Origin of the sequence: Halorubrum persicum, from assembly GCF_002727125.1 — an archaeon.
Lineage (GTDB): Archaea > Halobacteriota > Halobacteria > Halobacteriales > Haloferacaceae > Halorubrum > Halorubrum persicum.
In genome coordinates, this window is the sequence record NZ_NHOA01000084.1 from 26,370 (window position 1) to 50,919 (window position 24,550).

Genomic DNA, 24,550 nt, shown 5'->3' on the forward strand with positions numbered 1-24,550 from the left:
GGCCGTCGGTGAAAAGGTGGCGGGGGTGGGGGAGTTCACGTCCGCACCGGAGCGCCATCCGCGACGGCCCCGCAAGCGCAACGCCTGTAAGCCCGCGGAGAGAGGGAGTTCGTATGACCGTCTGTGAAGCGCCGGGGAAGGTGTACCTCTTCGGCGAACACGCCGTCGTCTACGGCGAGCCCGCTGTGCCGGCGGCGATCGAGCGGCGCGCCACGGTGACCGCCGAGCCCCGGTCCGACGACCACGTCCGCGTCGAGGCCGAGGACCTCTCGCTCGACGGGTTCACCGTGGAGTACTCCGGCGGGAACGGCGACCGCCCCGACGTGGACGTGCCGACCCCGCTGGTCGAGGCCGCGATGGGGTACGTCGACGCCGCGGTCGAACAGGCGCGCGACGCGGCCGACGCCCCCGACGCCGGCTTTGACATCACCGTCGAGAGCGACATCCCGCTCGGCGCCGGGCTCGGGTCGTCGGCCGCCGTCGTGGTCGCCGGGATCGACGCCGCGACCCGCGCGCTCGGCGAGCCGCTCGACCGCCGAGAGCTGGCCGACCGGGCGTACCGCGCCGAGTACGAGGTACAGGAGGGGCAGGCCTCGCGCGCCGACACGTTCTGCTCGACGATGGGCGGGGCGGTCCGCGTCGAGGGCGACGACTGCGAGCCGATCGAGGCGCCGAACCTCCCGTTCGTCGTCGGCTTCGACGGCGGCGCCGGCGACACCGGCGAGCTCGTCGCCGGCGTGGGCGCGCTCCGCGATGAGTACCGCTTCGCCGCGGACACCGTCGAATCGATCGGCGACCTCGTCCGGACCGGCGAGGAACTGCTCGCCGACGCCGTCTCGGGGGGGGACCCGTCGCTCGAGCTGCTCGCGGAGCTGGGCGAGCTGATGGACTTCAACCACGGGCTGCTCGCCGCGCTCGGGGTCTCCGCGCGCTCGCTCGACGCGATGGTGTGGGCCGCCCGCGACGCCGGGGCCCACGGCGCGAAGCTCACCGGCGCGGGCGGCGGCGGCTGCATCGTCGCGCTCGACCCGAGCGACGCGACGGAGACGGCGCTCTCGTTCACGCAGGGGTGCGAGGAGGCGTTCCGCGCCGAGCTGGCGCCCGAGGGCGTCCGGGTGGTGGAGCCGTGAGCGCGGACCGAGGGCCGTCGGGAACGGGGGGCGGGGAGGCGCCCCCCGTCGTGCTCAAGCTCGGCGGGAGCCTGATCACGGAGAAAGACCGTCCGGAGACGATCGACGACGAGGCGCTCGCCGCGGCCTGCGACGCGGTCGCCGGCGCGCTCGCCGACGGGGCGGTCGAGCGCCTCGTCGTCGTCCACGGCGGCGGGAGCTTCGGCCACCACCACGCCAGCGAACACGGCGTCTCGACGACGGCCGGGACCGACGACGCGGGCGCGGTGATGGATATCCACGGCGCGATGACGGAGCTCAACGACGCCGTCCTCGACCGGTTGCACGAGCGAGACGTGCCCGCGGTGCCGGTCCGTCCGCTCTCGCTTTCGGCCCGCCCAGCGGGACCCGACGGCGACCTCGACCTGCCGCTCTCCTCGACGGCGACGCTGCTCGGCGAGGGGTTCGTTCCGGTGCTCCACGGCGACGCCGTCGCGACCGCGGGCGCGGGCGTCACCGTCGTCTCCGGGGACGAGCTGGTCGTCGATCTCGCCGCCGGGCTCGGCGCGCGCCGGGTCGGCGTCTGTTCGACGGTGCCGGGCGTCCTCGACGGCGACGGCGACGTGATCGCGTCGATCGGCTCGTTCGAGGCGGTGGCCGACGCGCTGGGCGCGAGCGACGCGACCGACGTGTCCGGCGGGATGGCCGCGAAGGTGCGGGAGCTGCTGGCGCTCGACGCGCCGGCACACGTGTTCGGCGCGGCAGGGCTGGCGGGGTTCCTGCGCGGCGAGGACGCCGGAACCCGGATCGACTGATCGAGTGACAGAACCCTTATTCGACCCACGACCCTCCCTCCGGGCATGAACGAAGCGGACGTACGGGAGCGGCTCGCGGACGTGCGGGACCCCGACCTCGGCGACGACATCGTCTCGCTCGGGCTGGTGAACGACGTTGCACTGACGGAGGAGGGGAGCGAGGGGACGGTCCGCGTCTCGCTCGCGCTCGGCGCCCCCTTCTCCCCGCACGAGTCGGCGATCGCCGACGACGTGCGGACGGCGCTCGCGGACACCGGGCTCGACGTGGAGCTGTCGGCGTCGATCCCGGACGAGCTCGACGCGGACGAGCAGGTGCTTCCCGGGGTGAAGAACGTGATCGCGGTCGCCTCCGGGAAGGGCGGGGTCGGCAAGTCGACGATGGCGGTCAACATCGCGGCGGGGCTCTCGGAGCTCGGCGCGCGCGTCGGACTGTTCGACGCCGACGTGTACGGCCCGAACGTCCCGCGGATGGTGTCGGCCGAGGAGCGCCCGCAGACCGACGGCGAGACGATCGTCCCGCCCGAGCGCTTCGGCGTGAAACTGATGAGCATGGACTTCCTGACCGGCGAGGACGACCCGGTCATCTGGCGCGGACCGATGGTCCACAAGATCATCACCCAGCTCGTCGAGGACGTGGAGTGGGGCGAGCTCGACTACCTCGTGATGGACCTGCCACCCGGAACCGGCGACACCCAGCTCACGATCCTCCAGACGCTCCCGCTGACGGGCGCCGTGATCGTCACGACGCCCCAGGAGGTCGCGCTCGACGACGCGGTGAAGGGGCTTCGGATGTTCGGCAAACACGACACGAACGTGCTCGGGATCGCCGAGAACATGGCCGGCTTCCGGTGTCCGGACTGCGGCGGGTTCCACGAGATATTCGGCTCCGGCGGCGGGAAGGCGCTGGCACAGGAGCACGAGCTCCCCTTCCTCGGCGGCGTCCCGCTGGATCCCGCGGTCCGAACCGGCGGCGACGACGGCGAGCCGGTCGTGCTCGACGAGGGAGAGACCGCGGACGCGTTCCGGGTGATCGTGGAGAACGTCGCGAACAACGCCGGGGTGGTGCGCCGCCGCGGAGCGAGCGGAGAGCGATGAGCGGGGAGAAAAGCGGACCGGACGGCGACGATACGAGCGGCGACGACGCGGACCCCCTCGACGCGGCCGGCATCGACCCGGTGGTTCCGGAGGCGGCCGCGGACGCGGCGGACGAGTCGTTCGCCGAGGACGACGAGGTCCGCGAGTTCCTCCGCGAGATCGCCGCCGACGTGCGGGGCGACAGCTCCGAGAGCCGGCAGCTCTCGGCGATCCTCTACCGCGTGTCGGACCTGTACGACCCGGACGAGCAGACCTCGCCGGAAGAGATCTACCTGAACGTCCGGCACATCATGCGGATAAAGGCGCAGGGTGGGATCGAGCGCTGAACCGGCGGCCGGGTCAGACGGCCTCGTCGAGCACCGTCTCGGTACCGTGGCGGACTTCGACGCGCTCGGGAACGGATCCCCACGGCGGAGTCGGACACCCGGCGATGGAGGCGGTCGAAACGGCGGCCGCCGTCGAGAGGAGGGCTCTGCGGCGCACGGGTGAGGGGCGCACGCCGGCGGGCGTTAACGTTGCGGCCGCGGGAACCTCACCGATCGATCGTTTCATACTGGTAGCACGTCTCACGGTAACACACATGAGCGACGACCGGATTCCCGTCACCGTTCTCAGCGGGTACCTCGGTGCCGGGAAGACGACCATGGTGAACCACCTGCTCGCGAACCCCGGCGACAGGCGGATCGCCGTCATCCTGAACGACATGGGCGAGGTGAACGTCGACGCCGACCTGGTCGCTCGCGAGAACGAGTCGGAGGGGATCGTCGATCTCTCGAACGGCTGCATCTGCTGCCGGCTCCAGGACGACCTGCTGAGCGAGGCCGCGGCGCTCGCCGAGTCCCGCGAGTTCGACTACCTCCTCGTGGAGTCGTCGGGCATCTCCGAGCCGATTCCGGTGGCGCGGGCGTTCACGGAGGGGACCGAGGAGTCGGCGATCGACCCGACCGAGCGCTTCCGGCTCGACACGATGGTGACCGTCCTCGACACCTACGGGTTCTGGAAGGAGTTCGACGCGGGCGAGAGCCTGCCGGATGACGGTGAGCCGGCGGCCGACCGGCCCCTCGCGGACGTGCTCGTCGAGGGGATCGAGTTCTGCGACGTGCTCGTGTTGAACAAGACGGACATGGTTCCCGACGACGTGCTCGACGAGATCGAGTCGGTCGCCGACCGGCTCGGCCCGCGGGCGAAGCGGATCCGGACGAGCTACTCCGAGGTCGACCCGGGCGACGTGCTCGACACGGGGCGGTTCGACTTCGAGACGGCGAAGCGGTCGCCGGGGTGGAAGCGGGCGATCGCGGAAAGCGAGGGCGGGGACGGCTCGACGGGCGAGCACCGGGGTCACGACCACGCCGAAGGCGCCGCCGCGGCCCACGGGGTGGACTCGTTCGTCTACCGCTCCGCCGACGCCCTCGATCCGGGGTCGTTCGCCGACTGGCTCGCCGACTGGGACGGCGATATCATCCGAGCCAAGGGCGTTGCGAACGTCGCGGGCACCGACGAGGTCATCGGCGTGAGCCAGGCCGGCCCCTCGGTGCAGGCGGGGCCGATCGGCGAGTGGGGACCGACCGACGACCGACGCACGCGGCTCGTGTTCATCGGCAGCGAGCTGGACGAATCGCGGATCCGCAGCGAGCTCGACGGACTGGCGGCGTCTGACCCGCAGTCGGTCGAGAGCGCGGACGCCTTCCCGCTGTAGGGGGAATCAGAGCCCCAACTCGGCCTGCAGGTCGTCCCAGTCCTCGTGGAACCCGTGGGTGGACTCGGTCTCGGCGCCGACGGCCGACTGGTACACGTCGTCGTACTTCAGCAGCTCCCCCCAGCCGTCGTGGAACGCCCAGTTGCAGTACTTACACATACCGACCGGAACGGACGGGACCGTCATACCGGTTTCGGCGGGTCGGACGGAGCGAGCGCGCTTCGCGAGCGCCGACAGAGTGAACCCCGCCCGCGGCGTACGTTAGCTATCGGCGCGGTCGACCCGCGACGAGACGCCCATGGTCACGTACAGACGCGGCGGACACGTACAGAGCGGGGACGACGCGGTCGAACGCACCTGCGAGCACTGCGGCTGGCACTGCGTCGCCGACGGGTATCCGGAGCTCGTCGGTCGGTACCAGTCGCACCTCCGCGACGAACACCCGAAGGCGTGGCTCCGGGTCTGACGCTCGGGACGGTGAAAAATCGGAACTGCGGCGAGCGGCCGCGCCGACTTAGGGTTCGAGAAGGACCTTCGTGACGCCCTCCTCGCGGGCGTCGAACGCCTCGTACATCTCGGGCGCCTCGTCGAGGTTGACGCGGTGCGAGACGACCCAGCTCGGGTCGGCTCGCCCCTCGATGATCATGTCGCGGAGGTACCGGTTGTACTCCTTCACGTTACATTGGCCCGTGCCGCATTTGAGTCCCTTCTCGAAGAACTTCCCGAAGTCGATGCCGAGCCGCCCCTGCGCGGCCATGTCGTCGGGCGCGCCCGGGTCCTCCGGCACGTACAGCCCGGGGATACCGAGCTCGCCAGTCGGTCGGACAACGCGGATGAGGTTGTTGATCACGACCGCCGGGTTCTCCTTGGCCGGCTGGTAGGAGTAGTCCTCGGTGTCGGTGTCGACGTTGTCGGGGTCGGTCGCCTGATACCCGACCGCGTCGACACCCTTGTCGACCATCCCGCCGTGCTCCTCGATGATCTGGTCGACCGGGTCTCCCTCGGAGAAGTCGATGGCGTGGGCGTCGCAGTGCTCCTCGGCCAGTTCGAGTCGACTCGGCACCTGATCGACGACGTAGATCTCGGCGGCGCCCTTGATCTTCGCGCTGTACGCGGCCATCAGCCCGACCGGGCCGGCGCCGAAGATGGCGACGGACTCACCGGGCTGGAGGTTCGCCAGTTCGGTGCCGTGCCAGCCGGTCGGGAAGATGTCCGCGAGCAGCGAGAACGCGTCCTCGTGTTCGCGTCCCTCGGGGAGTTTCAGCGCGTTGTGGTCCGCATACGGGACGCGCAGTTTCTCGGCCTGTCCGCCCGGATACGGGCCCATCGCGACGTAGCCGTACGCCCCGCCGGCGAAGCCGGGGTTGACGTTGGTACAGAAGCCGGTGTACCCCTCCTCGCAGTTCTGACAGAATCCGCAGGAGACGTTGAACGGCATCACGACGCGGTCGCCCTCCGCTAACGTCGAGACCGCGTCACCGACCTCGGAGACGATCCCCATGTTCTCGTGGCCGAACACGATCCCCTCCTCGGCGGCGGTTCGCCCCTCGTACATGTGGAGGTCGGAGCCGCAGATACACGAGGTCGTGATGTCGACCACGACGTCGTTCGGGTGTTCGATCTCCGGGTCGTCTACGTCCTCAACGGCAACGTCGTACGGGCCTTGGTATACAACAGCTCTCATGGTGTGATCCGTGTGATCGAATAGCGTCTAGTATCCTAAACGTTTTTACATTATATATACTGTTAATAAATTAAGGTATAGTTCAATTAGCCGTCGTGGCGCTCGCTCCCCCATCGGCGACGGAAGCAGTCGGTCGTCCCGGTCTCACACGGCGATCGACGCGGCCGAGGCCGGTCTGGCCTTCCGTAATGACTATGCCCGGTCCCGATGAATCGTGACGTATGGATTGGCCACACGACCCCGACGGTGAACAGGGGAGCGAGGGCAGGCGGCAGTACGGGCACGCGGTGCTCGCGAAGAAGATCGACGAGGAGGAGGACTTCCCGCTGTCGGCCGCCGACTACGTCGAACAGTACGGCGACCATCCGATCCGGATCGACTACGAGACGGTCGTCTCCGTCGAGGACATCTTCGAGAACGTCGAGAAAGAGGAGTTCGCGGACTTCGTCGAGTTCCATCAGGAACTCGGGCGCGCGATGCGCGAGAACGGGTACTGGTTCTACGAGGGCGCCGAGCAGTTCGTCGACAGCAGCGCGTAGCCGGCGCGTCGTCGTTCGCTCACTTCACTGACGTTCGCCGGCGATCGCCTCGCGGTTCCGGATCTCGATCCGGCCTTCGATCCGGGGATCGATCCCGTGTTCGCGGGCGTAGTCGGCGAGCACCTCGTACTGGATGTCGCCCTCGTCGACCCGGTGGCGCTGCGCGAGCGTCGGAAACTCGTGGTCGGAGTGGAGTAGATACTCCGAGACGGCGACGGTGTAGCGCGCCTCGGGGTCGATCGGGTCGCCGCCGACGGTCGCCTCCAGAATGAGCTCGGCGTCGGCGTCCCAGACGACCCGCGCGTTCGAGACGTGGCCGTGCCACCAGTCGTCCTTGCCGAAGTCCACGTCGGGCGCGGCCATCTCGCGGAGCACGTCGCGCAGCTCCGCGCCCGTCACGGAGGCGAGCGCCACGGGTTCTTCGAACGGGATCAGGCTGATCAGGTCGGCCTTCGTCACGTCGCCCGTCCACGGGTCGCCCTGTCGGAGCCCGCCCGCGTTCGACAGCCCCACGTCGGCGTCGAGCGCCCACCGGAACGCGTCCGCGACGAAGTTGCCGACGCGGCACTCCCCGCCGTGGACGGTGTCGCCGGTCCGCTCGATCGGCTCGTCGACCCGACCGACGACCTCGTCGAGGTCGGCGGCGGCCATTCGCTCCACCAGCGCGGCTTCGAGCGCGGCGATCGGCTCGGCGCCGTCCGGCTCGCGGAGCGTCGCGGTGGGGGCCTCGCGCTCGGCGTCGCCGCCGGCGCCTCCCGTCTCGCCGAGGTCGACCTCGACGACCGCCTCGCCGTTGACACCGGGACGGACCAGCAGGGTCTCGGCCACGCGCTCGATGCGCGGGCTGTGGATGTGACCGCCGAGGATCGCGTCGACGTCGAGTTCGCGGGCCAGGTCCTCGTCACCCGAGCCGAGGTGCGAGAGGACGACGACGTGGTCGAGGCCGTCTCCGTCCGCGGCCGCCGCGGCGCGCATCTCGGCGAGCGCGTCCCGCGCGGCGGGAATGGGGTCGTCGAACGTGAGCTCGGCGGCCATGGGGTTCAGCGAGTCCGTCGCGGGATCGGTGACGCCGACGAAGCCGACGGTCGCGCCGCCGATCCGCCGGGTCGCCCACGGGACGACGCCCTCGTCGCGGCCGAAGGGCTCGCCGCGCTCGTCGCGGACGTTCGCGGAGACGAACGTCGCGGTGGCGTCGTCGACGAGCCCGCGCAGCGGGTCGGGTCCGTAGTCGAACTCGTGGTTGCCGAACGTGTCGAGGAGCGTGTCGGTCGCGGCGTAGAAGTCGAGCACCTGCCGTCCGGTCGCCACCAGCGAGAGGACGCCTGGGGCGGTCGTGTCGCCCGTGGCGACGACGGCGGCGTCGGGGCCCGAGAGCTCCCGGATCCGGCCGGCGAGGCGGGCCGCCCGCTCGGGGACGTCGAAGACGTTCTCGATGTCGGAGTAGTGAACGAGACGGACCATTCGATGTGCGGGCGGAGGGGCGAGCGACGCTTAAAAATCGCGGAGTCGGAGCGGCGCGTCGCCGTCGGGGCGCGACACGACACGCCGTGAGGACCGCCGCCAGAGCGTGGGTGAGGCCGGTCCGCCCCCCGTGACCCCCGCTCGCACACGCGCAGGACATTGAAAGCGCTTTTATGGATGTCCGGACTACGTCGCTTCACAGCCTCTGCGGGGTTGATGATGTGCCGTTCCGTTAGGGACCGACCACGGGACGGACACGCGAGCCCGCGCGGGGGATAGGTGAACAACATATGCCCGTTTACGTAGACTACGAAACCCCAGCCGACCTCGCCGAGCGATCGCTTGAGGCGCTCGAGGTCGCCCGAGACACCGGTACCGTGAAGAAAGGAACCAACGAGACCACGAAGGCCGTCGAGCGCGGCAACGCGGATCTCGTCATCGTCGCCGAGGACGTCTCCCCCGAGGAGATCGTGATGCACCTCCCCGAACTTGCCGAGGAGAAGGGCATCCCGGTCGTCTTCGTCGACACGCAGGACGAAGTCGGCCACGCCGCCGGCCTCGAAGTCGGTTCGGCCGCCGCCGCCGTCGTTGACGCCGGCGACGCCGACGACGACGTCGAGGACATCGGCGAGAAGGTCGCGGAGCTCCGATAACCACCCATGAGCGCAGAAGAGGGCACCGGCGACTCGACGACCGCGGAGGTCATCGAGGTCGTCGGCAAGACCGGGATGCACGGCGAGGCCATGCAGGTCAAGTGCCGCATCCAGGAAGGATCGAACCAGGGCCGGATCATCACCCGGAACGTCCTGGGCCCCGTCCGCATGGGCGACGTGCTCCAGCTCCGGGAGACCCAGCGCGACGCCGACTCCATCGGAGGGCGATAACCAATGGTCGAGACACGAACCTGCGACTACACCGGCGAGGAGATCGAGCCCGGCACGGGCACGATGTACGTCAAGAAGGACGGACAGATCCTCCACTTCGTCGACTCGAAGGCGGAGAAGAACTACTTCCTCGGCCGTGAGGCGCGCGACCTCGAGTGGACCGAGGAAGGGCGCAATCAGGGTGGCGAGTAGATGAGCCACCACGACGAGCGCACCTTCGTGATGGTCAAGCCCGACGGCGTGCAGCGCGGTCTCATCGGCGAGATCGTCTCCCGCTTCGAGGAGCGCGGCCTGAAGCTCGTCGGCGGCAAGTTCATGCAGATCGACGAGGACCTCGCCCACGAGCATTACGGTGAACACGAGGGGAAACCGTTCTTCGACGGCCTCGTCGAGTTCATCACCTCCGGCCCCGTCTTCGCGATGGTGTGGGAGGGCGCGGACGCGACCCGTCAGGTCCGCGCGATGGTCGGCGAGACCGACCCCGCCGAGTCCGCCCCGGGCACGATCCGCGGCGACTTCGGCTTAGACCTCGGCCACAACGTGATCCACGCGTCGGACCACGAGGACGAGGGCGCCAACGAGCGCGAGATCGACCTGTTCTTCGACGACGACGAGCTCGTCGACTACGGCCTCGACACCGCCGCCTGGGTGTACGAGGACGAACAGCACTGAAACGGCGACGCCGTTTTCGTTTTTGCCGATGCCGCGGTCCCGAGAGCGATAGCTATTCCGACACACCTCGTTTCCGGTGAAATCACGGCTAAAAATCGGTGACTGCGACGCGTATCCGGCACAGATCGACTGATAAACCCGGCCAACCGAGGCCGGTCGTTCTCAGTCGGATAGCGCCACGATCCGACCGTCCTCGGCGACGACGAGCACCTCGGCGCTCCCGTCACCGGTCACGTCCGCGAACAGCGGGCCCGCGTACACGACGGCGTTGCCGATGTCGCCGCGGGCGATCGCCTCGCCGTTCTGGTTGAGCGCGAGCGCCCTCCCGTTGCGGTTCACCACGACCGGGCCCGGGGAGCCGTCGCCGTCGACGTCCGCGACGCCGGGCGCGTTCAGCCGCGTGTCGCCGCCGTACTGCTGTTTCCAGACGACCTCGCCGTCGAGCAGGTCGACTGCCCAGACGCTCCCGCTCCCGCCGACGTACACCCGCCCGGGATCCGCGTCGCCGACGGTGACGGGGAGGTCCTGTAACCCGACCTCGTAGCGACTCCCGCCGTCGGCGACATCGATCGTCTCCAGGTTTCCGTTCGCGCCGCCGAGCGCGAGCACCGGCCCGCTCCGGGTGTCGGCCGCGCTCCAGCTCAGGGGGGTGACCGACGGCGTCGTCGTCCACCGGGGCTCGCCGGTCGCGTCGAGCAGACTGATCGAGCGCTCGCCGTCGACGGCGGTCGCGACCGCGACCCCGCGGTCGGCGCTGCCATCGGAGTCGGCGAAGTCGACGGCCAGCGGCCGGCGCTCAACCGGCGCACCGAGGTCCGTTTCGAACACGGTGTCGCCGTCGGCATCGATCGCGCGAACCGTTCCGTCGGTCGTCGCCGCGGCGATCTCGGCGTCGCCGTCGCCGTCGAGGTCGCCGATCGCCGGGCGGAGCCCGCCCGGTCCGCCGAGGTCGACGGCGAGCCGCTCGGCGCCGTCGGTCGGGTCGAGAACGACGAGGGAACCCGGTTCGGTCGTGAACGCGGCGACCTCGTCGCCGCCGAGCTCGCCGGTGACGAGCCCGCTCGTCGCGGGGGGATCGGTGCCGTCGGCGTCGTTCGCAGCGCCAGCGCCGCCGACGGTCGTCCTCCACTCCACGTCGCCGCCCGCGGCGGTGGCGCGTATCGTTCGATTTCCGTCCTCGATCGCCGGCTGGAGGACGAGCGGGTCGCCGTCCATGGTGGCGACGACCGCGCCGCTGCCGTCGTCGCCGCCGACGGGCTCGGACTCCCAGACGACCTGCGCATCGATCGTCGCGTCGTCGACGCCGACGAACGCGAAGAGCGCGACGCCGACGCCGGTCGCGCCGCCGGCCAACAGGATCAGGCTCGCGAACAGAACGCGGCGGTCCATTACCGACTGGTTCGGTCGTCGCGGTGATACCGCTGTCGGATGCGGCGGGTGAGGAGCGAGCCCGGAGGGCGGACCGGACAGATGGGGGAACGGACAACGGGGCAGACGGACGACGAACCGCGAGGAGACGGCGGCGCGGCGGTCGATGGAGCTTACAGCAATGTGTCGACGTGGTCCGCGTGCGCCGGTCCCACCCGCTCTCGGAGGGCGTCGGGGTCGCGCTCGCCGTCGGCGTTCACGAGGTAGACCGTCCCGTCGCGGCTCCCGTACGCGCCGTGGAAGTCGTAGACGAAGCCGTACACGTCGGCGTCGGCGGCTGGTTCGATCTCGCGGGCGAGCGCGACCTGTTCGTGGACGTTGTACTCGACGAGTCGATTCCGGACGCTGGCGCCGTCGCCGTCGAGCCCCCCGGCTCCGCTGTCGCCGGCGAGCGCGTCGAGGCCGGACTCGACGATCGGAACGAGCTCCGCCACGTCGGCCCGCACGCCGGGGTCTTCGGGAAGGTCGCCGGTCCGGACCGCGGAGAGGGCCGCGCCGACCGCGCCGCACCCGGTGTGTCCGACGATCGCGAGCGCGTTCGTGCCGGTGTATACGAGGGGGTACGCGACGCTGCCGGCGAGCACGCGCTCGCCGTCGACGCGGTCGCTCACGCGGTTTCCGATGTTCCCGGCGGTGAAGAGGAACCCCGGCCGCTCGACCGCCCACATCCCCTCTTGCGACACGCGGGAGTCCGAACAGCAGACGGAGACGACCGGCGGACGCTGGCCGTCGCGCTGGTCGGCGAGGGCGTCCGCGCCGGGGGACGCGACGTGCTCGTCGTTGCGGTCGAGGAGGTCGGTCAGGAGGTCGCGTCCCATACTCGTCGACTCGCTCCCGAGTCTGAAAAGGGGGACGGACGTGGCGAGAATCGAGACGGGGGGACTGCGGCGATCAGAATCGGGGCGGGACGGCGGCGGCGATCGGAGCGGATCGGATCACGCGATCAGGCCGACGATCTGCACGAGGAAGCCGATGACGAAGACGGCGAGGAGAGCGATCGTCGCCACCACCACCGCGGGCGCGAGCATCTCGTCGTCCTGATCAAGCACGAGCGACTCCATATCTTTCATGCCAAAGCCGTCGTCGCGACGGGATTTGAACGCTTCGCTCGGCGGAGCGTCCCGTTCGGAGGGGCGACGAAACGGCCCGAAAACCCTCCTTGCGCCGCCGCTGAGGGGAAGGTTCATGTACCTCTCGACGGACCGTGCGGACGGATGAGTGACGGAGGACGGCTGACGGTCGGGACCGGACGGGGTGGCGATGTCGAACGGTGACGCCGCTAACGCGGCGACCGGGTCGGCGACCGCAACCGAGCCGTCGGGCGGCGCGTTGATCGTGGTCTGCGGGCTGCCGGGGGTCGGCAAGTCGACGGTGGCAAAGCGGATCGCCGACCACGTCGACGGCGAGATCCTCCGGACCGACGTGGTTCGGAAGGGACTGTTCGACGAGCCGGCGTACACCGACGCGGAGACGGAGACGGTGTACGCGGAGCTGATCGAGCGCGCTCGCGACCGCGTCGCCGACGGCGACACCGTCGTCCTCGACGCGACGTTCGCTGACGCCCGGTTCCGCGCCGACGCCCGCGAGGTGGGCGAGCGGGTCGCGGACGAGTTCGCGCTCGTCGAGGTGACGTGCGACGAGCCGGTCGTCAAGCGCCGGATCGAGCGCCGCGACGGGATCAGCGACGCCGACTTCGAGATCCACCTCCACTTCAAGGAGCTGTTCGACCGGATCGAACCCGACCACGTCGTCGTCGACAACTCCGGCGATCAGGCGGAGACGTTCGCGCAGATCGACGCCGCGTTCGGCGAGGCGGGGCGCGACCGCGACTGAGCGAGAAGGTCGGGCGCCGTTGAGCGCGAGAGACCGGGCGCCGTCGGCGGCGAACCGCGCCCGTGAGGACGGCCGGCGGGTCGCGCGATCCTGACCGCTCGCCGGTCGTGCTAACGCCCCTCACGAGAAACGCGCACACGCGTCTCCCATCACTTATACGGCCGACCGTCGTACTACCTGTATGAGCGAAGAATCCGGGCGACGGAACCTCCGAATGCCCAACGACGACGAAGTGTTCGCCGTGGTGACGGAACACCTCGGCGGGAACCACGTGCGACTGCGCTGCGTCGACGGCGAGACGCGAATGGGCCGGATCCCCGGCCGCATGAAGTATCGGACCTGGATCAGCGAGGGCGACGTGGTCCTCGCGGAGCCGTGGGACTGGCAGGACGAGAAAGCGAACGTCGAGTGGCGGTACGACGACGACGACGCGGACCAGCTCCGGCGCGAAGGCCACATTCAGTAACGCCCGCCGCCGCACCACTAGGCCGTCGCGGCCGTATCGCGTACGAAACACCGTTCGAACCGAGCGAGCGACAGCGCCGAGCGCCTATCTGCTGAACTCGATCGCCGCGCCCTGTCCGAAGCCGACGCAGAGCGTCGCGAGCCCGCGGTCGGCGTCGCGCTTCTGCATCTCGTGGATCAGGGTGACGGGGAGCCGCGCGCCGGAGGCGCCGAGCGGGTGGCCGATGGCGATGGCGCCGCCGTTGACGTTGTAGATGTCCTCGTCGATGCCGAGCTCGCGCCGTGAGTACTCGCACTGGGAGGCGAACGCCTCGTTGAGCTCCACGAGGTCGTAGTCGTCGATGGTCCGACCGGCGCGGTCGAGCAGGCTCCGGGTCGCGGGCACCGGACCGATCCCCATCACGGTGGGGTCGACGCCGGCGACCGCGTTCGTGCCGACCTCCGCGAGCACGTCGAGGCCGTGGTCCTCCGCGAACGCCTTGCTCGTGACGAGCGTCAGCGACGCGCCGTCGGAGATCTGCGAGGAGTTCCCCGCGGTCACCGTTCCGTCGCCGGTGAAGGCGGGAGAGAGTCCGGAGAGCTTCTCGGCGGTCGTGTCCGGGCGGATCCCCTCGTCAGCCTCGACGAGCCCGTCATCGGTCTCCACGGGGACGATCTCGTCGTCGAAGCGCCCCGACTCGGTCGCCTCGGCGGCGCGCTGGTGGCTCCGCGCGGCGTACTCGTCTTGGGCCTCGCGGCTCACGCCGTACTCCTCGGCCACCTTCTCGGCGGTCATTCCCATCTGGAGCTGGAACACGTTGTACTGCTCCGAGAGCTCGGGGTGGAGGTGCTGGTAGGAGTCGCCGTCCATCGGGACGCGACTCATGCTCTCGACGCCGCCCGCGACGATGCAGTCGCGGTTCCCGGCCGCGATCGCGTCCGCCGCCGAGATGATCGCCTGCATCGAGGAGGCGCACCAGCGGTTGATCGAGGTCGCCGGCACCGACTCGCCGAGGTCGGAGAGCAGCGCGATGACGCGCGCGACGTTGTTGTCCTGTTCGGTCCGCTGCTGGGCGACTCCCCACATCAGGTCGTCGACGTGGTCGCTCGTCAGCCCCGTCTCCGCGAGCGTGTGGTCGATGAGCCGCGTCGAGAGGTCCTCGCTGCGGACGTCCGCGTAGACGCCCCCGTCTCGTCCCTGCGGCGTTCGATATGCGGCGGCGATAACCGGCGTCGTTTCGTCTGTCATGAACGATCACTGGCCGGTCGGGGACTTAAAAGGGCGTGGAACCAGAAACAATCCGACCGGAGTTCACCGTTTATTCCGTCAGGAGATTCTCGCCGGTCATCTCGGCGGGCCGGTCGATACCGATCAGGTCGACGAGCGTGGGGGCGATGTCACAGAGGGAGCCGTTCTCGCGGACCGCGCGCCCGCCGTCGTCGCCGTCGGGGGTCAGGTAGACGAACGGGACCGGGTTGAACGTGTGTGCGGTGTGAGGATTGTCGAGGGTGCCCATGTCGTCGGCGTTGCCGTGGTCGGCCGTCACGACCGCGTGACCGCCCGCGTCGGCGACCGCGTCGAGGAGCCGATCGAGCTGGGCGTCGACCGCCTCGACCGCCTCCACCGCGGCGTCGAAGTCGCCGGTGTGGCCCACCATGTCGGGGTTCGCGTAGTTCAACACCAGCAGGTCCGGGTCGTCAGCCTCGATGATCCCGACCGCCTCGTCGGTCAGCTCCGGAGCCGACATCTCCGGCTGCAGGTCGTACGTCGGCACGTCCGGGCTCTCGACGATCTCGCGCCGCTCGCCGGGGAACTCCACCTCGCGACCGCCGTTGAGGAAGTACGTCACGTGCGGGTACTTCTCCGATTCGGCGATCCGGAGCTGGGTCAGGTCGGCGTCGGCGACGACCTCGCCGATGGTGTTCTCGGGCATCTCCGGCGGGAACGCCACCGGGAAGTCGAACGTCTCGTCGTACTCGGTCATCGTGGTCATGCGGATCTCCGGCTGGTCCAGATCGAACCTCCACGCGGGTCGGGTGTCGGTGAGCATCCGGACCAGCTGGCGGGCGCGGTCCGCGCGGAAGTTGAAGAAGACGACCGCGTCGCCGTCGGCGAGCGCGGGCTCATCGGCCACCAGCGTCGGCTCGATGAACTCGTCCGTCTCGCCACGGGCGTGCGCCTCGGTCGCGGCCCCGACCGCCGTCTCGGCCACGTGGGGGGCCTCGCGCTCGACGATCGCGTCGTACGCCTTCCTGGTCCGCTCCCAGTTCTCGTCCCGGTCCATCGCGTGGTAGCGGCCCATCACGGTCGCGACGTGTCCGGTCCCGCGCTCGTCGGCCTTCGCGGTCACGTCCGCGAGGAACTCGTCGGCGATCTCCGGGGCGGTGTCCCGACCGTCCGTGAACGCGTGGCTCGTCGCCGGCACGCCCGCGTCCGCCGCGGCGTCGATCAGCGCGAGCAGGTGCTCCACGTCCGAGTGGACGCCGCCGTCGGAGACCAGCCCCATGAAGTGGACCCGGCCTCCGGTCGACTCGACGTGGTCGAGCGCGCCCGCGATGGCGTCGTTATCGGAGAGCGACCCCTCCGCGAGCGCGTCCGTGATCCGGGTGTACGCCTGCTTGACGACCCGGCCCGCGCCGATGTTCAGGTGGCCGACCTCGGAGTTCCCCATCTGACCCTCCGGGAGTCCCACGCGCCGCCCGTGGACGGCGAGCCGCCCGTCCGCGCCGCGCTCGGTCGCGGCGTCGAACGCCGGCGTGTCCGCCGCTGCGACCGCGTCGCGGCCCGCCGGTCGACCAGCGGGATCGACCGTCTCGCCGTCCTCGCCCGCGTCCGTCCCGCCGCCGAGACCCCATCCGTCCAGAATGATGAGCGCCGTTTCCATACCGGCAGTTCCCGGCGACGGGGTAACTACCCTTCGCTCCGACCGACCGGCGGGCGCGGCCTCCGCAACCACGGACGCGACATCGACGCCCGCCGGTGGCCACCGGACGCGACCTCGGTGACCACCCGCGGGAGGGCGATTCGGTCGGGCGACGTAAGTCAGCCTTTTCCCTCTGCGACGCTAACCATACGTTAATGGACTCCGCGGTACTGCTCGATCTCCTCGGCAACGAGAACCGGCGGCGCATCCTCCGGCTGCTCGCCACCAAACCCTGTTACGTCACGGAGATCTCGGAGTACCTCGACGTGAGCCCGAAGGCGGTCATCGACCACCTGCGGAAGCTGGAGGAGGCCGGTCTCATCGAGTCGACCACCGACGACCAGCGCCGGAAGTACTTCCGCATCACGCGGAGCCTCCGGCTGGAGGTGAGCGTCTCCCCGTACGGCTTCGGCGCGAAGAGCGCGTACCCGGCGAAGAACAGCTTCGACATGGCGTCGCGGTGTCAGCACCTCTCGATAGAGGTCCCCGACGGCTCCGGCTCGTCGAGCAACCTGGCCGATCTGGCCGGCGAGTTCGGCCGACTCCAGAACCTCGACCGGGAGCTCTCTCTGGCCCAGCGGTGGGTGCAGGGCCGCGTGGAGGACACGCTGGCGGAGATCGACGAACGACTCGGAACGGAGTCGGACAGTCGGTTTTTCGCGGCGGTCCTCGCCGCGCTGGTCGAGACCGAGGGCACTCCGGCCGCGGTCGCCGACGAGGTCGGTGCCCGCGAGGAGACGGTGACTGACGCGCTCCGCCGGCTCGCCGACGTCGGGGTCGTCGCGCGCGACGGCTCCGCCGACGTGGACCGCTACCGGATCCGATAGGGAACCGAGAGCGCCCCCTGGAGAGCAGATCCCTGCACGACCGGCCGCTTCCGGAACCTTTTGGCGCGCCCCCGGGAGAGGTCGATGCGTGAGCCGAGCACGGAATCTCGCGTTGTTTCTCGTCCTCGCCGCCGTCTGGGGCTCCGCATTCATGGCGATCAAGGCCGGGCTGGCGTACTTCCCCCCCGTGCTGTTCGCCGCCCTCAGGTACGACCTCGCGGCCGTCGTCATGATCGCGTACGCGGCGTACGTCGTCGACGACCCGATCCCGCGAGGTCGCGACGAGTGGGCCGTCGTCGCGGTCGGCGCGACGCTGATCATCGCCGCCTACCACGCGTTCCTCTTCATCGGCGAGAGCGACCCGGCCGTGACGAGCGCGGTCGCGGCGGTGATCGTGAGCCTCTCGCCCGTCCTGACGACCGTCTTCGCGCGTGCGTTCCTCCCCTCCGAGCGGCTGACCGTCGTCGGCGTGATCGGCCTCCTCGTCGGGCTCGTCGGGGCGGTCGTGCTGGCCGCGCCGGACCCGAACAATCTCGCCGGAGGCGGCACGGTCCCGAAACTGCTCGTGTTGCTGGCGGCGGCGGCGTTCGCGCTCGGCTCGGTGTTGACCCGGGCGTCCGACGACGACCTCCCGATCGAGACGATGGAGGCGTGGTCGATGCTCCTCGGCGCCGCGCTGATGCACCTGCTGTCGCTCGCGCTCGGCGAGTCGCTCTCGGGCGTGACGTGGACCGCCGAAGCGGTCCTCGCGCTCGGCTACCTCTCGGTCGTCGCCAGCGGGCTCGGGTTCCTCATCTACTTCGATCTCCTCGACCGGCTCGGCCCGATCGAGATCAACCTCGTCTCGTACGTCGCACCGGTGTTCGCCGCGGTCTCGGGCTGGGTGTTCCTCCGGGAGGCGATCACGCTCAACACCGTCGGCGGCTTCCTGATCATCTGCGCCGGGTTCGCGCTGGTGAAGCGGGAGGCGTTCCAGGACGCGCTCCGGGAGTACGACGTGCTCGGGTAGCCGGTGCGTCTCGCGTCGGCACGGCTTGCTTGCCCTGAGTCAACACGGCACACGTCCGGGGTGGTTTTTATACGCATCCGCGAGACGTGCGCGTATGTTCCCCGAGACGATCGAAACGGACCGGTTGCGGTTAGAGCCCCGCTGGCCCGAGCGCGTCGATCTCGACGAGTGTTACCGCATCTGTTCGTCGGATCCCGGGATCGACGAGGTGACCGAGTACGTCACGTGGGACCCTCACGAGACGAAAAAGGAGACGCTCGAGTTCCTCGAACGCGGCCGCGAGCGATGGGAGGACGACGAAGCGGCCGACTACGTCATCCGCCCGCGCGAGGGCGAGGACGGTGCGGGCGAGATCGCCGGCTTCGGCGGCTTCTCCGTCGACTGGGAGAAACGGACCGCCCTGCTCGGGACGTGGCTCCGCAAGCGGTTCTGGGGCCGCGGCTACTCCGGCGAGCGCGCCGCGGCGCTCGTCGCGGTCGCCTTCGAGGACCTCGATCTCGACCTCGTCGTCGTCAGCCACCTCCCCGAGAACGAGCAGTCGCAGCGGGCGATCGAGAAGTACGTCGACCGTCTCGGCGGCCGCCGCGAGGGGTTGTTGCGGAACAGTATCACCTTCGCTGACGGCGGCGTCCACGACGAGGTCCGATACTCGATCTCGCAGGACGAGTGGCGCGAGGCGACCGAGTAGCCGGAAGCGGGGAGATGCGACCCGGCTGGTGCCCGAAACCCCGAACACGTTCGGCGCTGAGCGCGCCGACCCAACAAACACTTATGATCGCCGAAACGACTCCGGGCACATGTCTGTCCCCGACCGATCGAACCGAACGAGCGGAATCGTCGGCGGCGCGGCGGCCGGCGCCGTCGCGTACGTCCTCGGCTATCTGGTCGTCTACGTGACGCAGGGCGACCAGATCGAGGAGGGGCTCTCGGGTATCAACTTCTTCGCCGACCTGTTCGGCGGGGACCCGATCTCCACGTGGCAGGCCGCGGGGTGGATGTTCTACAACGCCCACTTCGTCGACATCAGCGTCCCGTCGCTGATCGGCGGCGCGCAGTCGGCGAACCTCATCTCGCAGGCGGAGGGCGGGTCGCTGGCGCTGCTCTTCGTCGTCCCGCCGCTCCTGCTCGTCGTTGCGGGCGTCGTCGCCGGTCGGGCTGCGGGAGCGTCAGATCCGGCTGACGGGGCGAAAGCCGGCGCGTTCGTCCTCGCCGGGTACCTCCCGCTCGCGGTGATCGGGGCGTTCCTGTTCCGGTACGCCGTCGGCGACGGGACCGTGGCGCCCGACCTCGTCACTGCCGTGTTGCTCGCCGGCGCCGTCTACCCGGCGGTCTTCGGCGCGATCGGCGGGGCCGCCGCATCGCTGCTGAGCGACTGAGTCCGGAGAAGGCTGGCCGCTTTTTGTTCTCGTTTCGGGAGCGTCCCGAGCGCTTCGACCCCGACTGAACCGGTCTCGACCGAATCAACCTCAACCGGATCGACCCCGGCCGCATCGACCGCACCGCCACCGACCGTCAGTACTCCGCGTCTTCGGGGTCGATCCGGTCGCCGTACTCCCGGGCGGGATCGACGGGTCGCCCCTCGTCCGTCTCGGGCGCGACGTAGTCGATGAACGCCTCGACGTCAGGCTCCCGAACGCGGACCTCGACGTCGATCTCGCCGAGCTCGTCCGGCTCCCCGACGGCGAAGTTGACGACGCCCTCGAACGCCGCCTGCTTCTTGAGGGAGAAGTCGAACCCCTCCTCGGTGCTGTTCTGCAGGAACACCCGGCGGGCCGTGTCGAGGATCTCCTGCTCGTGGAGCACGTCGGAAAAGGCGTCGAGGGTGTGCGCCTCGGCGACCAGCCGACCGTCCTCGTGGACCGGCTCCGCGTCCGGGAACACGTTCCGGACCGCGTCGGCGACCCGGTCTGTCACCTCGGTGTCTCGGACGGGCGCTTCGATCCGGACGTCGACGCTGTAGATCACGAGCCGTCACCTCCGGCGTTCGCGGTCGCGGGACCCGCATCGCCATCCGAGTCAGACTCGGAGTCGGTCACGCCGAGCACCTCTCGGACGCGGCGTCGGAACGCCGCCAGCGTCCCGGTGTTGTCGATCTCGATGTCGGCCCGTTCGAGCGTCTCACCGAGACCGAGTTCGACCTCGCGGGCGTCGCGCTCGCGGAGGGCCTCCATGTCGGAGTCGGAGTCGTCGCGCCCGCGGTCGTCGAGCCGCTCGGCGCGGAGCTCGAACGGGGCGCGGACCGCCACCAGCGTGAAGTCGTCGCCGAACGCCTCCCGGAAGCGCTCCAGTTCGACGGTCGATCGGAGTCCGTCGACGAGGACGGTGTCGTGCTCGCTTTCGGCCGCCGCCTCCCGGATCCGCGGGAGCGTCCGGGCGGCGATCGCGTCGTCGCCCTCCTCTTCGCGGAGCGCGCCGGCGATCCGGCCGTGGTGTTCGGCCGGATCGAGCCCGCGTCGGCGGCACTCCGCCCGGATCACGTCGCCCATCACGACGACCGGGATCCCCGCCTCCTCGGCTACGTTCGCCGCCTCCCCCTTGCCGCTGCCGGGGAGGCCGACGGTTCCGATAACGTTCATTGACGGGGCTAATCCCGTGTCGGACTTAGGTCTGCTGTTGGGGAGGCGGCGCTGCCGAGCCCGCTTCGAACCGTCGGCGTTTTTGCCGCTGGGTGAGAGACTTCGGAGTGAGGGCACGTAGCTCAGCCCGGATAGAGCGTCGGACTTCTAATCCGATGGTCGTGGGTTCGAATCCCACCGTGCCCGTTCACCATCTTGGTGGGCAGGAGTTGTCGTCGCAACGTCGGAGCGTGGACGGGCAGCGAGCCCGCCTCAGTCCGACACGCTCGGCGCCCCAAGATACGACTCGTTGATCTCGTACTCGCCGTCGTCGTTCTCGATCAGGTACTCGCCGTAGTAGGGGACGCGGTTCGCGACGACCGCCTCGAACGTCTCGGCGATCTCGTCGCGGGTCATCTCGCCCATCGATCGGAGGTCGTCGTTGCGGTTGAGACATCCCTTCAGGTACCCTTCGTGGGTGACGCGGACGCGGCCGCAGTTGGCGCAGAAATCCTCGTTCTCGACGGGATCGACGATTTCGACCATACCGCCCGTCTCGCCGTCGTCGCTCTCGCCCACGTAGTACCGCTTCCGGTCGTGCATCTCGCGGCGCTCGACTCGGTCGGCCTTTCCGGCGAGCCAGTCGTGGACGCGTTCGATGTCGACGTTCCACTCCGGCTTCCCGGTCAACTCCGGCATGTACTGGATGAGCTGGAGCTGGAGCCCCTCGTTGTCGGCGACGTGTTCGACCATCTCCTCGACGTAGCCCGCGGTGTGCGTGAACACGACCATGTTGAGCTTCACGGGGTCGAGCCCGGCGTCGACGGCGGCTTTGACTCCCTCCAGCACGCGCTCGTAGGCGCCGGATTTCGTCACCTCGGCGAAGTCGTCGGGGTCGAGCGCGTCCTGCGAGACGTTCACGCGGTCGAGCCCGGCCGCCTTCAGGTCCGCGGCGCGTCCGGGGAGGAACGTCCCGTTCGTCGTCAGCGACACCTCCATCGAGTCGGGCGTGCGCTCGACGATCTCCTCGAGATCCTGCCGGAGCATGGGCTCGCCGCCGGTGAACTTCACCGAATCGACGCCGTACCCCTCGACGACCTCCAGAAAGCGGACCACGTCGTCGGCGCTCATCTCGTCGTCGCTCGGCTCCATCGGCCCTCGCGTGTCGCCTAACCCCTCGTTGTGACAGTAGACGCAGTCGAAGTTACACCGGTCGGTGAGCGAGATCCGCACCCCTGTCACCTCCCGTCCGAAATCGTCAGCGAGTGGGCCGGCCATGCCCGAACGGAGCCGCCGCGTTCGCTTAAATATCTGGGTCGATCGCCGGTGAGCGTAACGTAGAGCGGTTACGTCCCGTCCGACTCGTTGGCCCCGTCGGTCACATTCGCCTCGACGGGCGCATCCATGCCGGCGCTCTGTCCCGCTCCGTCGGCGCTCTCGGACACCCACTCCTCCCCCACGTACGCCATCTCCCAGAATGCGAGTTCGAGGCGGGCGCTCCTGTGGAACGCGTCGCGCATCGCGTCGCGGTGGCCGGGGTACGCCTCCGCGTAGTCGTCGAGGAGACCGCGCATCGAGTCGGTCTCCGCGCGGAACGCCTCGCTCGTGTACGTCTCGATGAACGGGGTGTACCGGTGGGTCTCGTCGGCGAGGCCGGCCATGTGGTCCGCCACGTCGAGGTACCCCTGCATGCAGGGGTAAAGCGCCGCGACGGCGACCGGGACGGGGCGCTCGTGTGCCGTGCGAACGAGGAAGCTCGTGTACGCCTCGCACGTCGGGCGCTTCCGCACGGCGGCCAGCTCCTCGGGCGCGACGCCGTACTCGCCGGCGAACGACCGGTGGAGCTCGAGCTCCTCGTTCAACACGGCGTCGGCGCCGCCGAGGAGCGTCGCCATCGCCGTCTCGTCCCGCGCCTTCGACCCCGCGACGGCGTACGTCCGGGCGTAGTCGGAGAGATACCGGTAATCCTGTTCGAGCCACCGCCGGAACGCCGCCTTGTCGAGGTCGCCGGCCGCCAGCTCGCGCACGAACGGGTGTTCGAACTGGGCCGCCCAGATGTCCGCCCCCGCTGTCAGGAGTTCGTCGCTGAACGCCATGGGCGACCCCTCGATGCGCCGCGGTATAACTTTGTGGTATTACTGACTAATCCCTGTCTGCTATCGCGATCCGAAGCCCGTCGGTAGCGACCTCGACGTCGCCGCCGAACCCCGCGTCGCGGACGCTTTGTGCCATCTCGCGCTCGCGACCGCCGGTGTGGGGGTACAGGTGCGAGAGCAGCAGGGTGTCGACGTCGACGCCCGCGAGCGACTCGCCGAGCGTCGTGGGGTTCGGGTGGTTCGACACGTCGGTCCCGTCGGGGAACGAGCAGTCGTGGACCAGCAGGTCGGTCCCGTCCGCGAACGACGCCATGCCCGCGAACGCCTCCGTGTCTCCCGACAGCGTCAGCGGGCCGTCCGCGGGGTCGACGGACGCGCTCGGCGGCGAGAAACGGTAGGCGAACCCCGGCATCGAGTGGCGCGTCTCGCGGGCGGTCACGTCGAACCCGCCGGCGGCGAAGGACCGGGCCGCCGACACCTCCCGGACCGCCAGATCGATTCGGCCGTCGAGATACTCGTGGACGCCGAGGAGGTCGTCGAGGAGTGACTTGGTCCCCGCGGGCCCGACGACTTCCAAGTGCTCCTCGCCGGCGAGCCACCGGGCCTTTATCAAGGGGAGGAGCGCCGCGACGTGGTCGAGATGGTGGTGCGTTAAGAGGACGGTCGAAACGCCCTCGTAGCCGGTCTCCGTGCCGGCCAGCCGCTGGAGGACGCCGCTGCCGCAGTCGACGAGCAGGGAGCGGTCGCCGTCGTTGAGGAGGTACCCCGCCTGCGCGCGGTCGGGGACCGGCATCGCGCTGCCGGACCCGAGAACGGTGAGTTCCATGCTCGTGTGTCCGTGCCCCCAGTCACCTAACTCGGTCGCCTACTTGATCAGGAACACCGGTACGTTCGCGTCGTCGGCCACGCGGTCGGAGACGCTGCCGAGCGATCGGATCCGCTCGCGGGGCGACTTCCCCTCGGGGCTCATCGCGATCACGTCGATGCCGTGTTCGTCGGCGTAGTCGACGATCTCGGTGTCGGGGGTCCCCGCCACCACGTGCGTCTCGACGTCGACGCCCGCCTCCTCGGCCCGATCGGCGACCGTACCGACCGCCGCCTCGCCCTGCGACTCGAGGTCGGCGACGACCTCGTCGTGGAGTTCGCCGGAGCTCGCGGTGGCGATGCGTCGGTCGACGACGTACAGCGCGTGGATCGTCGCGTCGTGGTCGGTCGCCAGCCGGATCGCGTGATCGAGCGCCCGGTCGACCGCCTCGCTTCCGTCGGTCGGCACCAGCAGGTCGTCGTACATAGGTGCCCGTTCGATCCGGTGGCAAATAACGGTACGCCCGCTCGGTCGCTCGCTGGGAACGCGCGGTGCGGGTCGGCACTCGTTGCCCGTCGTCCCCTTCCCTCGTCGCCTCGTTCTCCCGTCGTCTCGTTTCTCCGCCCCGGCGTGGCAACCCCTCCCGCGCAAGCGAACGGTTTTTGCGTCGACCG

Annotated in this window: 32 protein-coding genes and 1 tRNA gene; 18 read left to right on the top strand and 15 right to left on the bottom strand. The window is 69.7% G+C overall.

Annotated elements, in window-relative coordinates; all coding sequences use genetic code 11:
- Positions 1–113: 113 nt before the first annotated feature.
- The 4 genes from mvk to DJ69_RS09985 are packed head-to-tail and all read left to right on the top strand — an operon-like array spanning position 114 to position 3,345.
- Positions 114–1,130, top strand: a complete 1,017-nt coding sequence (gene mvk, locus DJ69_RS09970; RefSeq protein ID WP_099255461.1) for a mevalonate kinase — start codon at positions 114–116, stop codon at positions 1,128–1,130.
- Positions 1,127–1,924: an isopentenyl phosphate kinase gene (locus DJ69_RS09975; protein WP_099255462.1), complete on the top strand. Its 798-nt coding sequence runs from the start codon at positions 1,127–1,129 to the stop codon at positions 1,922–1,924. The genes mvk and DJ69_RS09975 overlap by 4 nt, the downstream gene beginning before the upstream one ends.
- Before the next feature lie 45 nt (positions 1,925–1,969).
- Entirely contained in the window at positions 1,970–3,019 is a 1,050-nt protein-coding gene (locus DJ69_RS09980) for an Mrp/NBP35 family ATP-binding protein (protein WP_099255463.1), read from the top strand.
- Entirely contained in the window at positions 3,016–3,345 is a 330-nt protein-coding gene (locus tag DJ69_RS09985; RefSeq protein ID WP_099255464.1) for a hypothetical protein, read from the top strand. Before DJ69_RS09980 ends, DJ69_RS09985 begins: the two co-directional genes overlap by 4 nt.
- 13 nt (positions 3,346–3,358) lie before the next feature.
- Here the strand turns inward: DJ69_RS09985 and DJ69_RS18375 are convergent, their stop codons facing one another.
- Entirely contained in the window at positions 3,359–3,502 is a 144-nt protein-coding gene (locus tag DJ69_RS18375) for a hypothetical protein (RefSeq protein WP_180271783.1), read from the bottom strand.
- Between the two features lie 97 nt (positions 3,503–3,599).
- Between DJ69_RS18375 and DJ69_RS09990 the strand changes: the two genes are divergently transcribed.
- The gene (locus DJ69_RS09990) at positions 3,600–4,715 is read left to right on the top strand and encodes a CobW family GTP-binding protein (RefSeq protein WP_099255465.1); all 1,116 of its coding nucleotides are present in this window, start codon (positions 3,600–3,602) and stop codon (positions 4,713–4,715) included.
- A gap of 6 nt (positions 4,716–4,721) precedes the next feature.
- Here the strand turns inward: DJ69_RS09990 and DJ69_RS18380 are convergent, their stop codons facing one another.
- The gene (locus tag DJ69_RS18380) at positions 4,722–4,874 is read right to left on the bottom strand and encodes a hypothetical protein (RefSeq protein WP_180271785.1); all 153 of its coding nucleotides are present in this window, start codon (positions 4,872–4,874) and stop codon (positions 4,722–4,724) included.
- Positions 4,875–5,013: 139 nt separating this feature from the next.
- On the opposite strand from DJ69_RS18380, the gene DJ69_RS18385 reads away from it, so the two are divergent.
- Positions 5,014–5,181 carry a hypothetical protein gene (locus DJ69_RS18385; protein WP_180271786.1) on the top strand — a complete coding sequence of 56 codons (168 nt, stop codon included), beginning with the start codon at positions 5,014–5,016 and terminating at the stop codon, positions 5,179–5,181.
- A gap of 48 nt (positions 5,182–5,229) precedes the next feature.
- Here the strand turns inward: DJ69_RS18385 and DJ69_RS10000 are convergent, their stop codons facing one another.
- A complete protein-coding gene (locus DJ69_RS10000; RefSeq protein ID WP_099255467.1) occupies positions 5,230–6,399 on the bottom strand; it encodes a glutathione-independent formaldehyde dehydrogenase in 1,170 nt (389 codons plus the stop codon).
- A 221-nt stretch (positions 6,400–6,620) separates the two neighbouring features.
- Between DJ69_RS10000 and DJ69_RS10005 the strand changes: the two genes are divergently transcribed.
- Complete coding sequence (locus DJ69_RS10005; RefSeq protein WP_099255468.1) at positions 6,621–6,938, top strand: DUF5785 family protein; 318 nt, start codon at positions 6,621–6,623, stop codon at positions 6,936–6,938.
- Between the two features lie 24 nt (positions 6,939–6,962).
- On the opposite strand, the gene DJ69_RS10010 is transcribed toward DJ69_RS10005, so the two are convergent.
- Positions 6,963–8,399, bottom strand: coding sequence for a bifunctional metallophosphatase/5'-nucleotidase (locus tag DJ69_RS10010; RefSeq protein ID WP_099255469.1), 1,437 nt, complete (start codon positions 8,397–8,399; stop codon positions 6,963–6,965).
- A 290-nt stretch (positions 8,400–8,689) separates the two neighbouring features.
- On the opposite strand from DJ69_RS10010, the gene rpl7ae reads away from it, so the two are divergent.
- Genes rpl7ae through ndk form a run of 4 tightly spaced genes read left to right on the top strand, consistent with a single transcriptional unit; the run spans position 8,690 to position 9,955 of the window.
- Entirely contained in the window at positions 8,690–9,052 is a 363-nt protein-coding gene (rpl7ae, locus tag DJ69_RS10015) for a 50S ribosomal protein L7Ae (protein ID WP_095637209.1), read from the top strand.
- Between the two features lie 6 nt (positions 9,053–9,058).
- Positions 9,059–9,283, top strand: a complete 225-nt coding sequence (locus tag DJ69_RS10020; RefSeq protein ID WP_004046478.1) for a 30S ribosomal protein S28e — start codon at positions 9,059–9,061, stop codon at positions 9,281–9,283.
- Positions 9,284–9,286: 3 nt separating this feature from the next.
- On the top strand, positions 9,287–9,475 hold the full coding sequence (locus DJ69_RS10025; RefSeq protein WP_004046480.1) for a 50S ribosomal protein L24e: 189 nt from the start codon (positions 9,287–9,289) through the stop codon (positions 9,473–9,475).
- Positions 9,476–9,955, top strand: a complete 480-nt coding sequence (ndk, locus tag DJ69_RS10030; RefSeq protein ID WP_099255470.1) for a nucleoside-diphosphate kinase — start codon at positions 9,476–9,478, stop codon at positions 9,953–9,955. It begins immediately after the preceding gene.
- A 162-nt stretch (positions 9,956–10,117) separates the two neighbouring features.
- Here the strand turns inward: ndk and DJ69_RS10035 are convergent, their stop codons facing one another.
- From DJ69_RS10035 to DJ69_RS19030, 3 genes are all read right to left on the bottom strand, one after another.
- Positions 10,118–11,344 carry a PQQ-binding-like beta-propeller repeat protein gene (locus DJ69_RS10035; protein WP_099255471.1) on the bottom strand — a complete coding sequence of 409 codons (1,227 nt, stop codon included), beginning with the start codon at positions 11,342–11,344 and terminating at the stop codon, positions 10,118–10,120.
- A gap of 152 nt (positions 11,345–11,496) precedes the next feature.
- Complete coding sequence (locus DJ69_RS10040) at positions 11,497–12,201, bottom strand: carbonic anhydrase (RefSeq protein ID WP_099255472.1); 705 nt, start codon at positions 12,199–12,201, stop codon at positions 11,497–11,499.
- A gap of 117 nt (positions 12,202–12,318) precedes the next feature.
- Entirely contained in the window at positions 12,319–12,453 is a 135-nt protein-coding gene (locus tag DJ69_RS19030) for a hypothetical protein (protein WP_275539520.1), read from the bottom strand.
- 190 nt (positions 12,454–12,643) lie between these two features.
- Between DJ69_RS19030 and DJ69_RS10045 the strand changes: the two genes are divergently transcribed.
- Both DJ69_RS10045 and eif1A read left to right on the top strand, forming a co-directional pair.
- On the top strand, positions 12,644–13,216 hold the full coding sequence (locus tag DJ69_RS10045) for an AAA family ATPase (protein WP_099255473.1): 573 nt from the start codon (positions 12,644–12,646) through the stop codon (positions 13,214–13,216).
- Positions 13,217–13,397: 181 nt separating this feature from the next.
- Complete coding sequence (gene eif1A, locus DJ69_RS10050) at positions 13,398–13,682, top strand: translation initiation factor eIF-1A (RefSeq protein ID WP_004046489.1); 285 nt, start codon at positions 13,398–13,400, stop codon at positions 13,680–13,682.
- Positions 13,683–13,766: 84 nt separating this feature from the next.
- On the opposite strand, the gene DJ69_RS10055 is transcribed toward eif1A, so the two are convergent.
- Positions 13,767–14,909: a thiolase family protein gene (locus DJ69_RS10055; RefSeq protein ID WP_099255474.1), complete on the bottom strand. Its 1,143-nt coding sequence runs from the start codon at positions 14,907–14,909 to the stop codon at positions 13,767–13,769.
- 70 nt (positions 14,910–14,979) lie between these two features.
- Positions 14,980–16,545: a 2,3-bisphosphoglycerate-independent phosphoglycerate mutase gene (gene gpmI, locus DJ69_RS10060; RefSeq protein WP_099255475.1), complete on the bottom strand. Its 1,566-nt coding sequence runs from the start codon at positions 16,543–16,545 to the stop codon at positions 14,980–14,982.
- Positions 16,546–16,739: 194 nt separating this feature from the next.
- Between gpmI and DJ69_RS10065 the strand changes: the two genes are divergently transcribed.
- The 4 genes from DJ69_RS10065 to DJ69_RS10080 all read left to right on the top strand — a co-directional run bounded on the left by DJ69_RS10065 (position 16,740) and on the right by DJ69_RS10080 (position 19,796).
- Positions 16,740–17,411, top strand: a complete 672-nt coding sequence (locus tag DJ69_RS10065; protein WP_099255476.1) for an ArsR/SmtB family transcription factor — start codon at positions 16,740–16,742, stop codon at positions 17,409–17,411.
- A gap of 88 nt (positions 17,412–17,499) precedes the next feature.
- Positions 17,500–18,420, top strand: a complete 921-nt coding sequence (locus DJ69_RS10070) for a DMT family transporter (RefSeq protein WP_099255477.1) — start codon at positions 17,500–17,502, stop codon at positions 18,418–18,420.
- A 94-nt stretch (positions 18,421–18,514) separates the two neighbouring features.
- The gene (locus DJ69_RS10075; RefSeq protein ID WP_099255478.1) at positions 18,515–19,108 is read left to right on the top strand and encodes a GNAT family N-acetyltransferase; all 594 of its coding nucleotides are present in this window, start codon (positions 18,515–18,517) and stop codon (positions 19,106–19,108) included.
- Positions 19,109–19,217: 109 nt separating this feature from the next.
- Positions 19,218–19,796 carry a transporter gene (locus DJ69_RS10080; protein WP_099255479.1) on the top strand — a complete coding sequence of 193 codons (579 nt, stop codon included), beginning with the start codon at positions 19,218–19,220 and terminating at the stop codon, positions 19,794–19,796.
- 136 nt (positions 19,797–19,932) lie between these two features.
- Here the strand turns inward: DJ69_RS10080 and DJ69_RS10085 are convergent, their stop codons facing one another.
- Positions 19,933–20,385 carry an RNA-binding domain-containing protein gene (locus DJ69_RS10085; protein ID WP_099255480.1) on the bottom strand — a complete coding sequence of 151 codons (453 nt, stop codon included), beginning with the start codon at positions 20,383–20,385 and terminating at the stop codon, positions 19,933–19,935.
- Complete coding sequence (locus DJ69_RS10090; protein ID WP_099255481.1) at positions 20,382–20,996, bottom strand: AAA family ATPase; 615 nt, start codon at positions 20,994–20,996, stop codon at positions 20,382–20,384. The genes DJ69_RS10085 and DJ69_RS10090 overlap by 4 nt, the downstream gene beginning before the upstream one ends.
- Before the next feature lie 111 nt (positions 20,997–21,107).
- On the opposite strand from DJ69_RS10090, the gene DJ69_RS10095 reads away from it, so the two are divergent.
- Positions 21,108–21,182, top strand: a tRNA-Arg gene (locus DJ69_RS10095).
- A gap of 66 nt (positions 21,183–21,248) precedes the next feature.
- On the opposite strand, the gene moaA is transcribed toward DJ69_RS10095, so the two are convergent.
- From moaA to DJ69_RS10115, 4 genes are all read right to left on the bottom strand, one after another.
- The gene (gene moaA, locus DJ69_RS10100) at positions 21,249–22,253 is read right to left on the bottom strand and encodes a GTP 3',8-cyclase MoaA (RefSeq protein ID WP_099255482.1); all 1,005 of its coding nucleotides are present in this window, start codon (positions 22,251–22,253) and stop codon (positions 21,249–21,251) included.
- A gap of 68 nt (positions 22,254–22,321) precedes the next feature.
- A complete protein-coding gene (tenA, locus tag DJ69_RS10105; RefSeq protein WP_099255483.1) occupies positions 22,322–23,071 on the bottom strand; it encodes a thiaminase II in 750 nt (249 codons plus the stop codon).
- A 46-nt stretch (positions 23,072–23,117) separates the two neighbouring features.
- Positions 23,118–23,897, bottom strand: a complete 780-nt coding sequence (locus tag DJ69_RS10110) for an MBL fold metallo-hydrolase (protein ID WP_099255484.1) — start codon at positions 23,895–23,897, stop codon at positions 23,118–23,120.
- 39 nt (positions 23,898–23,936) lie between these two features.
- A complete protein-coding gene (locus DJ69_RS10115) occupies positions 23,937–24,362 on the bottom strand; it encodes a universal stress protein (RefSeq protein WP_099255485.1) in 426 nt (141 codons plus the stop codon).
- Positions 24,363–24,550: the final 188 nt, after the last annotated feature.

Bases quoted from the DNA above. Each gene is read 5' to 3' on its own strand.
- DJ69_RS10115 (WP_099255485.1), bottom strand. From the start codon at position 24,362: ATGTACGACGACCTGCTGGTGCCGACCGACGGAAGCGAGGCGGTCGAC.
- DJ69_RS10090 (WP_099255481.1), bottom strand. From the start codon at position 20,996: ATGAACGTTATCGGAACCGTCGGCCTCCCCGGCAGCGGCAAGGGGGAG.
- eif1A (WP_004046489.1), top strand. From the start codon at position 13,398: ATGAGCGAAGAATCCGGGCGACGGAACCTCCGAATGCCCAACGACGAC.
- DJ69_RS10110 (WP_099255484.1), bottom strand. From the start codon at position 23,897: ATGGAACTCACCGTTCTCGGGTCCGGCAGCGCGATGCCGGTCCCCGAC.
- DJ69_RS09985 (WP_099255464.1), top strand. From the start codon at position 3,016: ATGAGCGGGGAGAAAAGCGGACCGGACGGCGACGATACGAGCGGCGAC.
- DJ69_RS09990 (WP_099255465.1), top strand. From the start codon at position 3,600: ATGAGCGACGACCGGATTCCCGTCACCGTTCTCAGCGGGTACCTCGGT.
- mvk (WP_099255461.1), top strand. From the start codon at position 114: ATGACCGTCTGTGAAGCGCCGGGGAAGGTGTACCTCTTCGGCGAACAC.
- DJ69_RS10045 (WP_099255473.1), top strand. From the start codon at position 12,644: ATGTCGAACGGTGACGCCGCTAACGCGGCGACCGGGTCGGCGACCGCA.
- DJ69_RS10000 (WP_099255467.1), bottom strand. From the start codon at position 6,399: ATGAGAGCTGTTGTATACCAAGGCCCGTACGACGTTGCCGTTGAGGAC.
- DJ69_RS10010 (WP_099255469.1), bottom strand. From the start codon at position 8,399: ATGGTCCGTCTCGTTCACTACTCCGACATCGAGAACGTCTTCGACGTC.
- gpmI (WP_099255475.1), bottom strand. From the start codon at position 16,545: ATGGAAACGGCGCTCATCATTCTGGACGGATGGGGTCTCGGCGGCGGG.
- DJ69_RS18380 (WP_180271785.1), bottom strand. From the start codon at position 4,874: ATGTGTAAGTACTGCAACTGGGCGTTCCACGACGGCTGGGGGGAGCTG.
- DJ69_RS18385 (WP_180271786.1), top strand. From the start codon at position 5,014: ATGGTCACGTACAGACGCGGCGGACACGTACAGAGCGGGGACGACGCG.
- DJ69_RS09980 (WP_099255463.1), top strand. From the start codon at position 1,970: ATGAACGAAGCGGACGTACGGGAGCGGCTCGCGGACGTGCGGGACCCC.
- DJ69_RS10035 (WP_099255471.1), bottom strand. From the start codon at position 11,344: ATGGACCGCCGCGTTCTGTTCGCGAGCCTGATCCTGTTGGCCGGCGGC.
- tenA (WP_099255483.1), bottom strand. From the start codon at position 23,071: ATGGCGTTCAGCGACGAACTCCTGACAGCGGGGGCGGACATCTGGGCG.
- moaA (WP_099255482.1), bottom strand. From the start codon at position 22,253: ATGGCCGGCCCACTCGCTGACGATTTCGGACGGGAGGTGACAGGGGTG.
- DJ69_RS10055 (WP_099255474.1), bottom strand. From the start codon at position 14,909: ATGACAGACGAAACGACGCCGGTTATCGCCGCCGCATATCGAACGCCG.
- DJ69_RS19030 (WP_275539520.1), bottom strand. From the start codon at position 12,453: ATGAAAGATATGGAGTCGCTCGTGCTTGATCAGGACGACGAGATGCTC.
- DJ69_RS10025 (WP_004046480.1), top strand. From the start codon at position 9,287: ATGGTCGAGACACGAACCTGCGACTACACCGGCGAGGAGATCGAGCCC.
- DJ69_RS10075 (WP_099255478.1), top strand. From the start codon at position 18,515: ATGTTCCCCGAGACGATCGAAACGGACCGGTTGCGGTTAGAGCCCCGC.
- DJ69_RS10040 (WP_099255472.1), bottom strand. From the start codon at position 12,201: ATGGGACGCGACCTCCTGACCGACCTCCTCGACCGCAACGACGAGCAC.
- ndk (WP_099255470.1), top strand. From the start codon at position 9,476: ATGAGCCACCACGACGAGCGCACCTTCGTGATGGTCAAGCCCGACGGC.
- DJ69_RS10065 (WP_099255476.1), top strand. From the start codon at position 16,740: ATGGACTCCGCGGTACTGCTCGATCTCCTCGGCAACGAGAACCGGCGG.
- DJ69_RS10020 (WP_004046478.1), top strand. From the start codon at position 9,059: ATGAGCGCAGAAGAGGGCACCGGCGACTCGACGACCGCGGAGGTCATC.
- DJ69_RS10080 (WP_099255479.1), top strand. From the start codon at position 19,218: ATGTCTGTCCCCGACCGATCGAACCGAACGAGCGGAATCGTCGGCGGC.
- DJ69_RS10005 (WP_099255468.1), top strand. From the start codon at position 6,621: ATGGATTGGCCACACGACCCCGACGGTGAACAGGGGAGCGAGGGCAGG.
- rpl7ae (WP_095637209.1), top strand. From the start codon at position 8,690: ATGCCCGTTTACGTAGACTACGAAACCCCAGCCGACCTCGCCGAGCGA.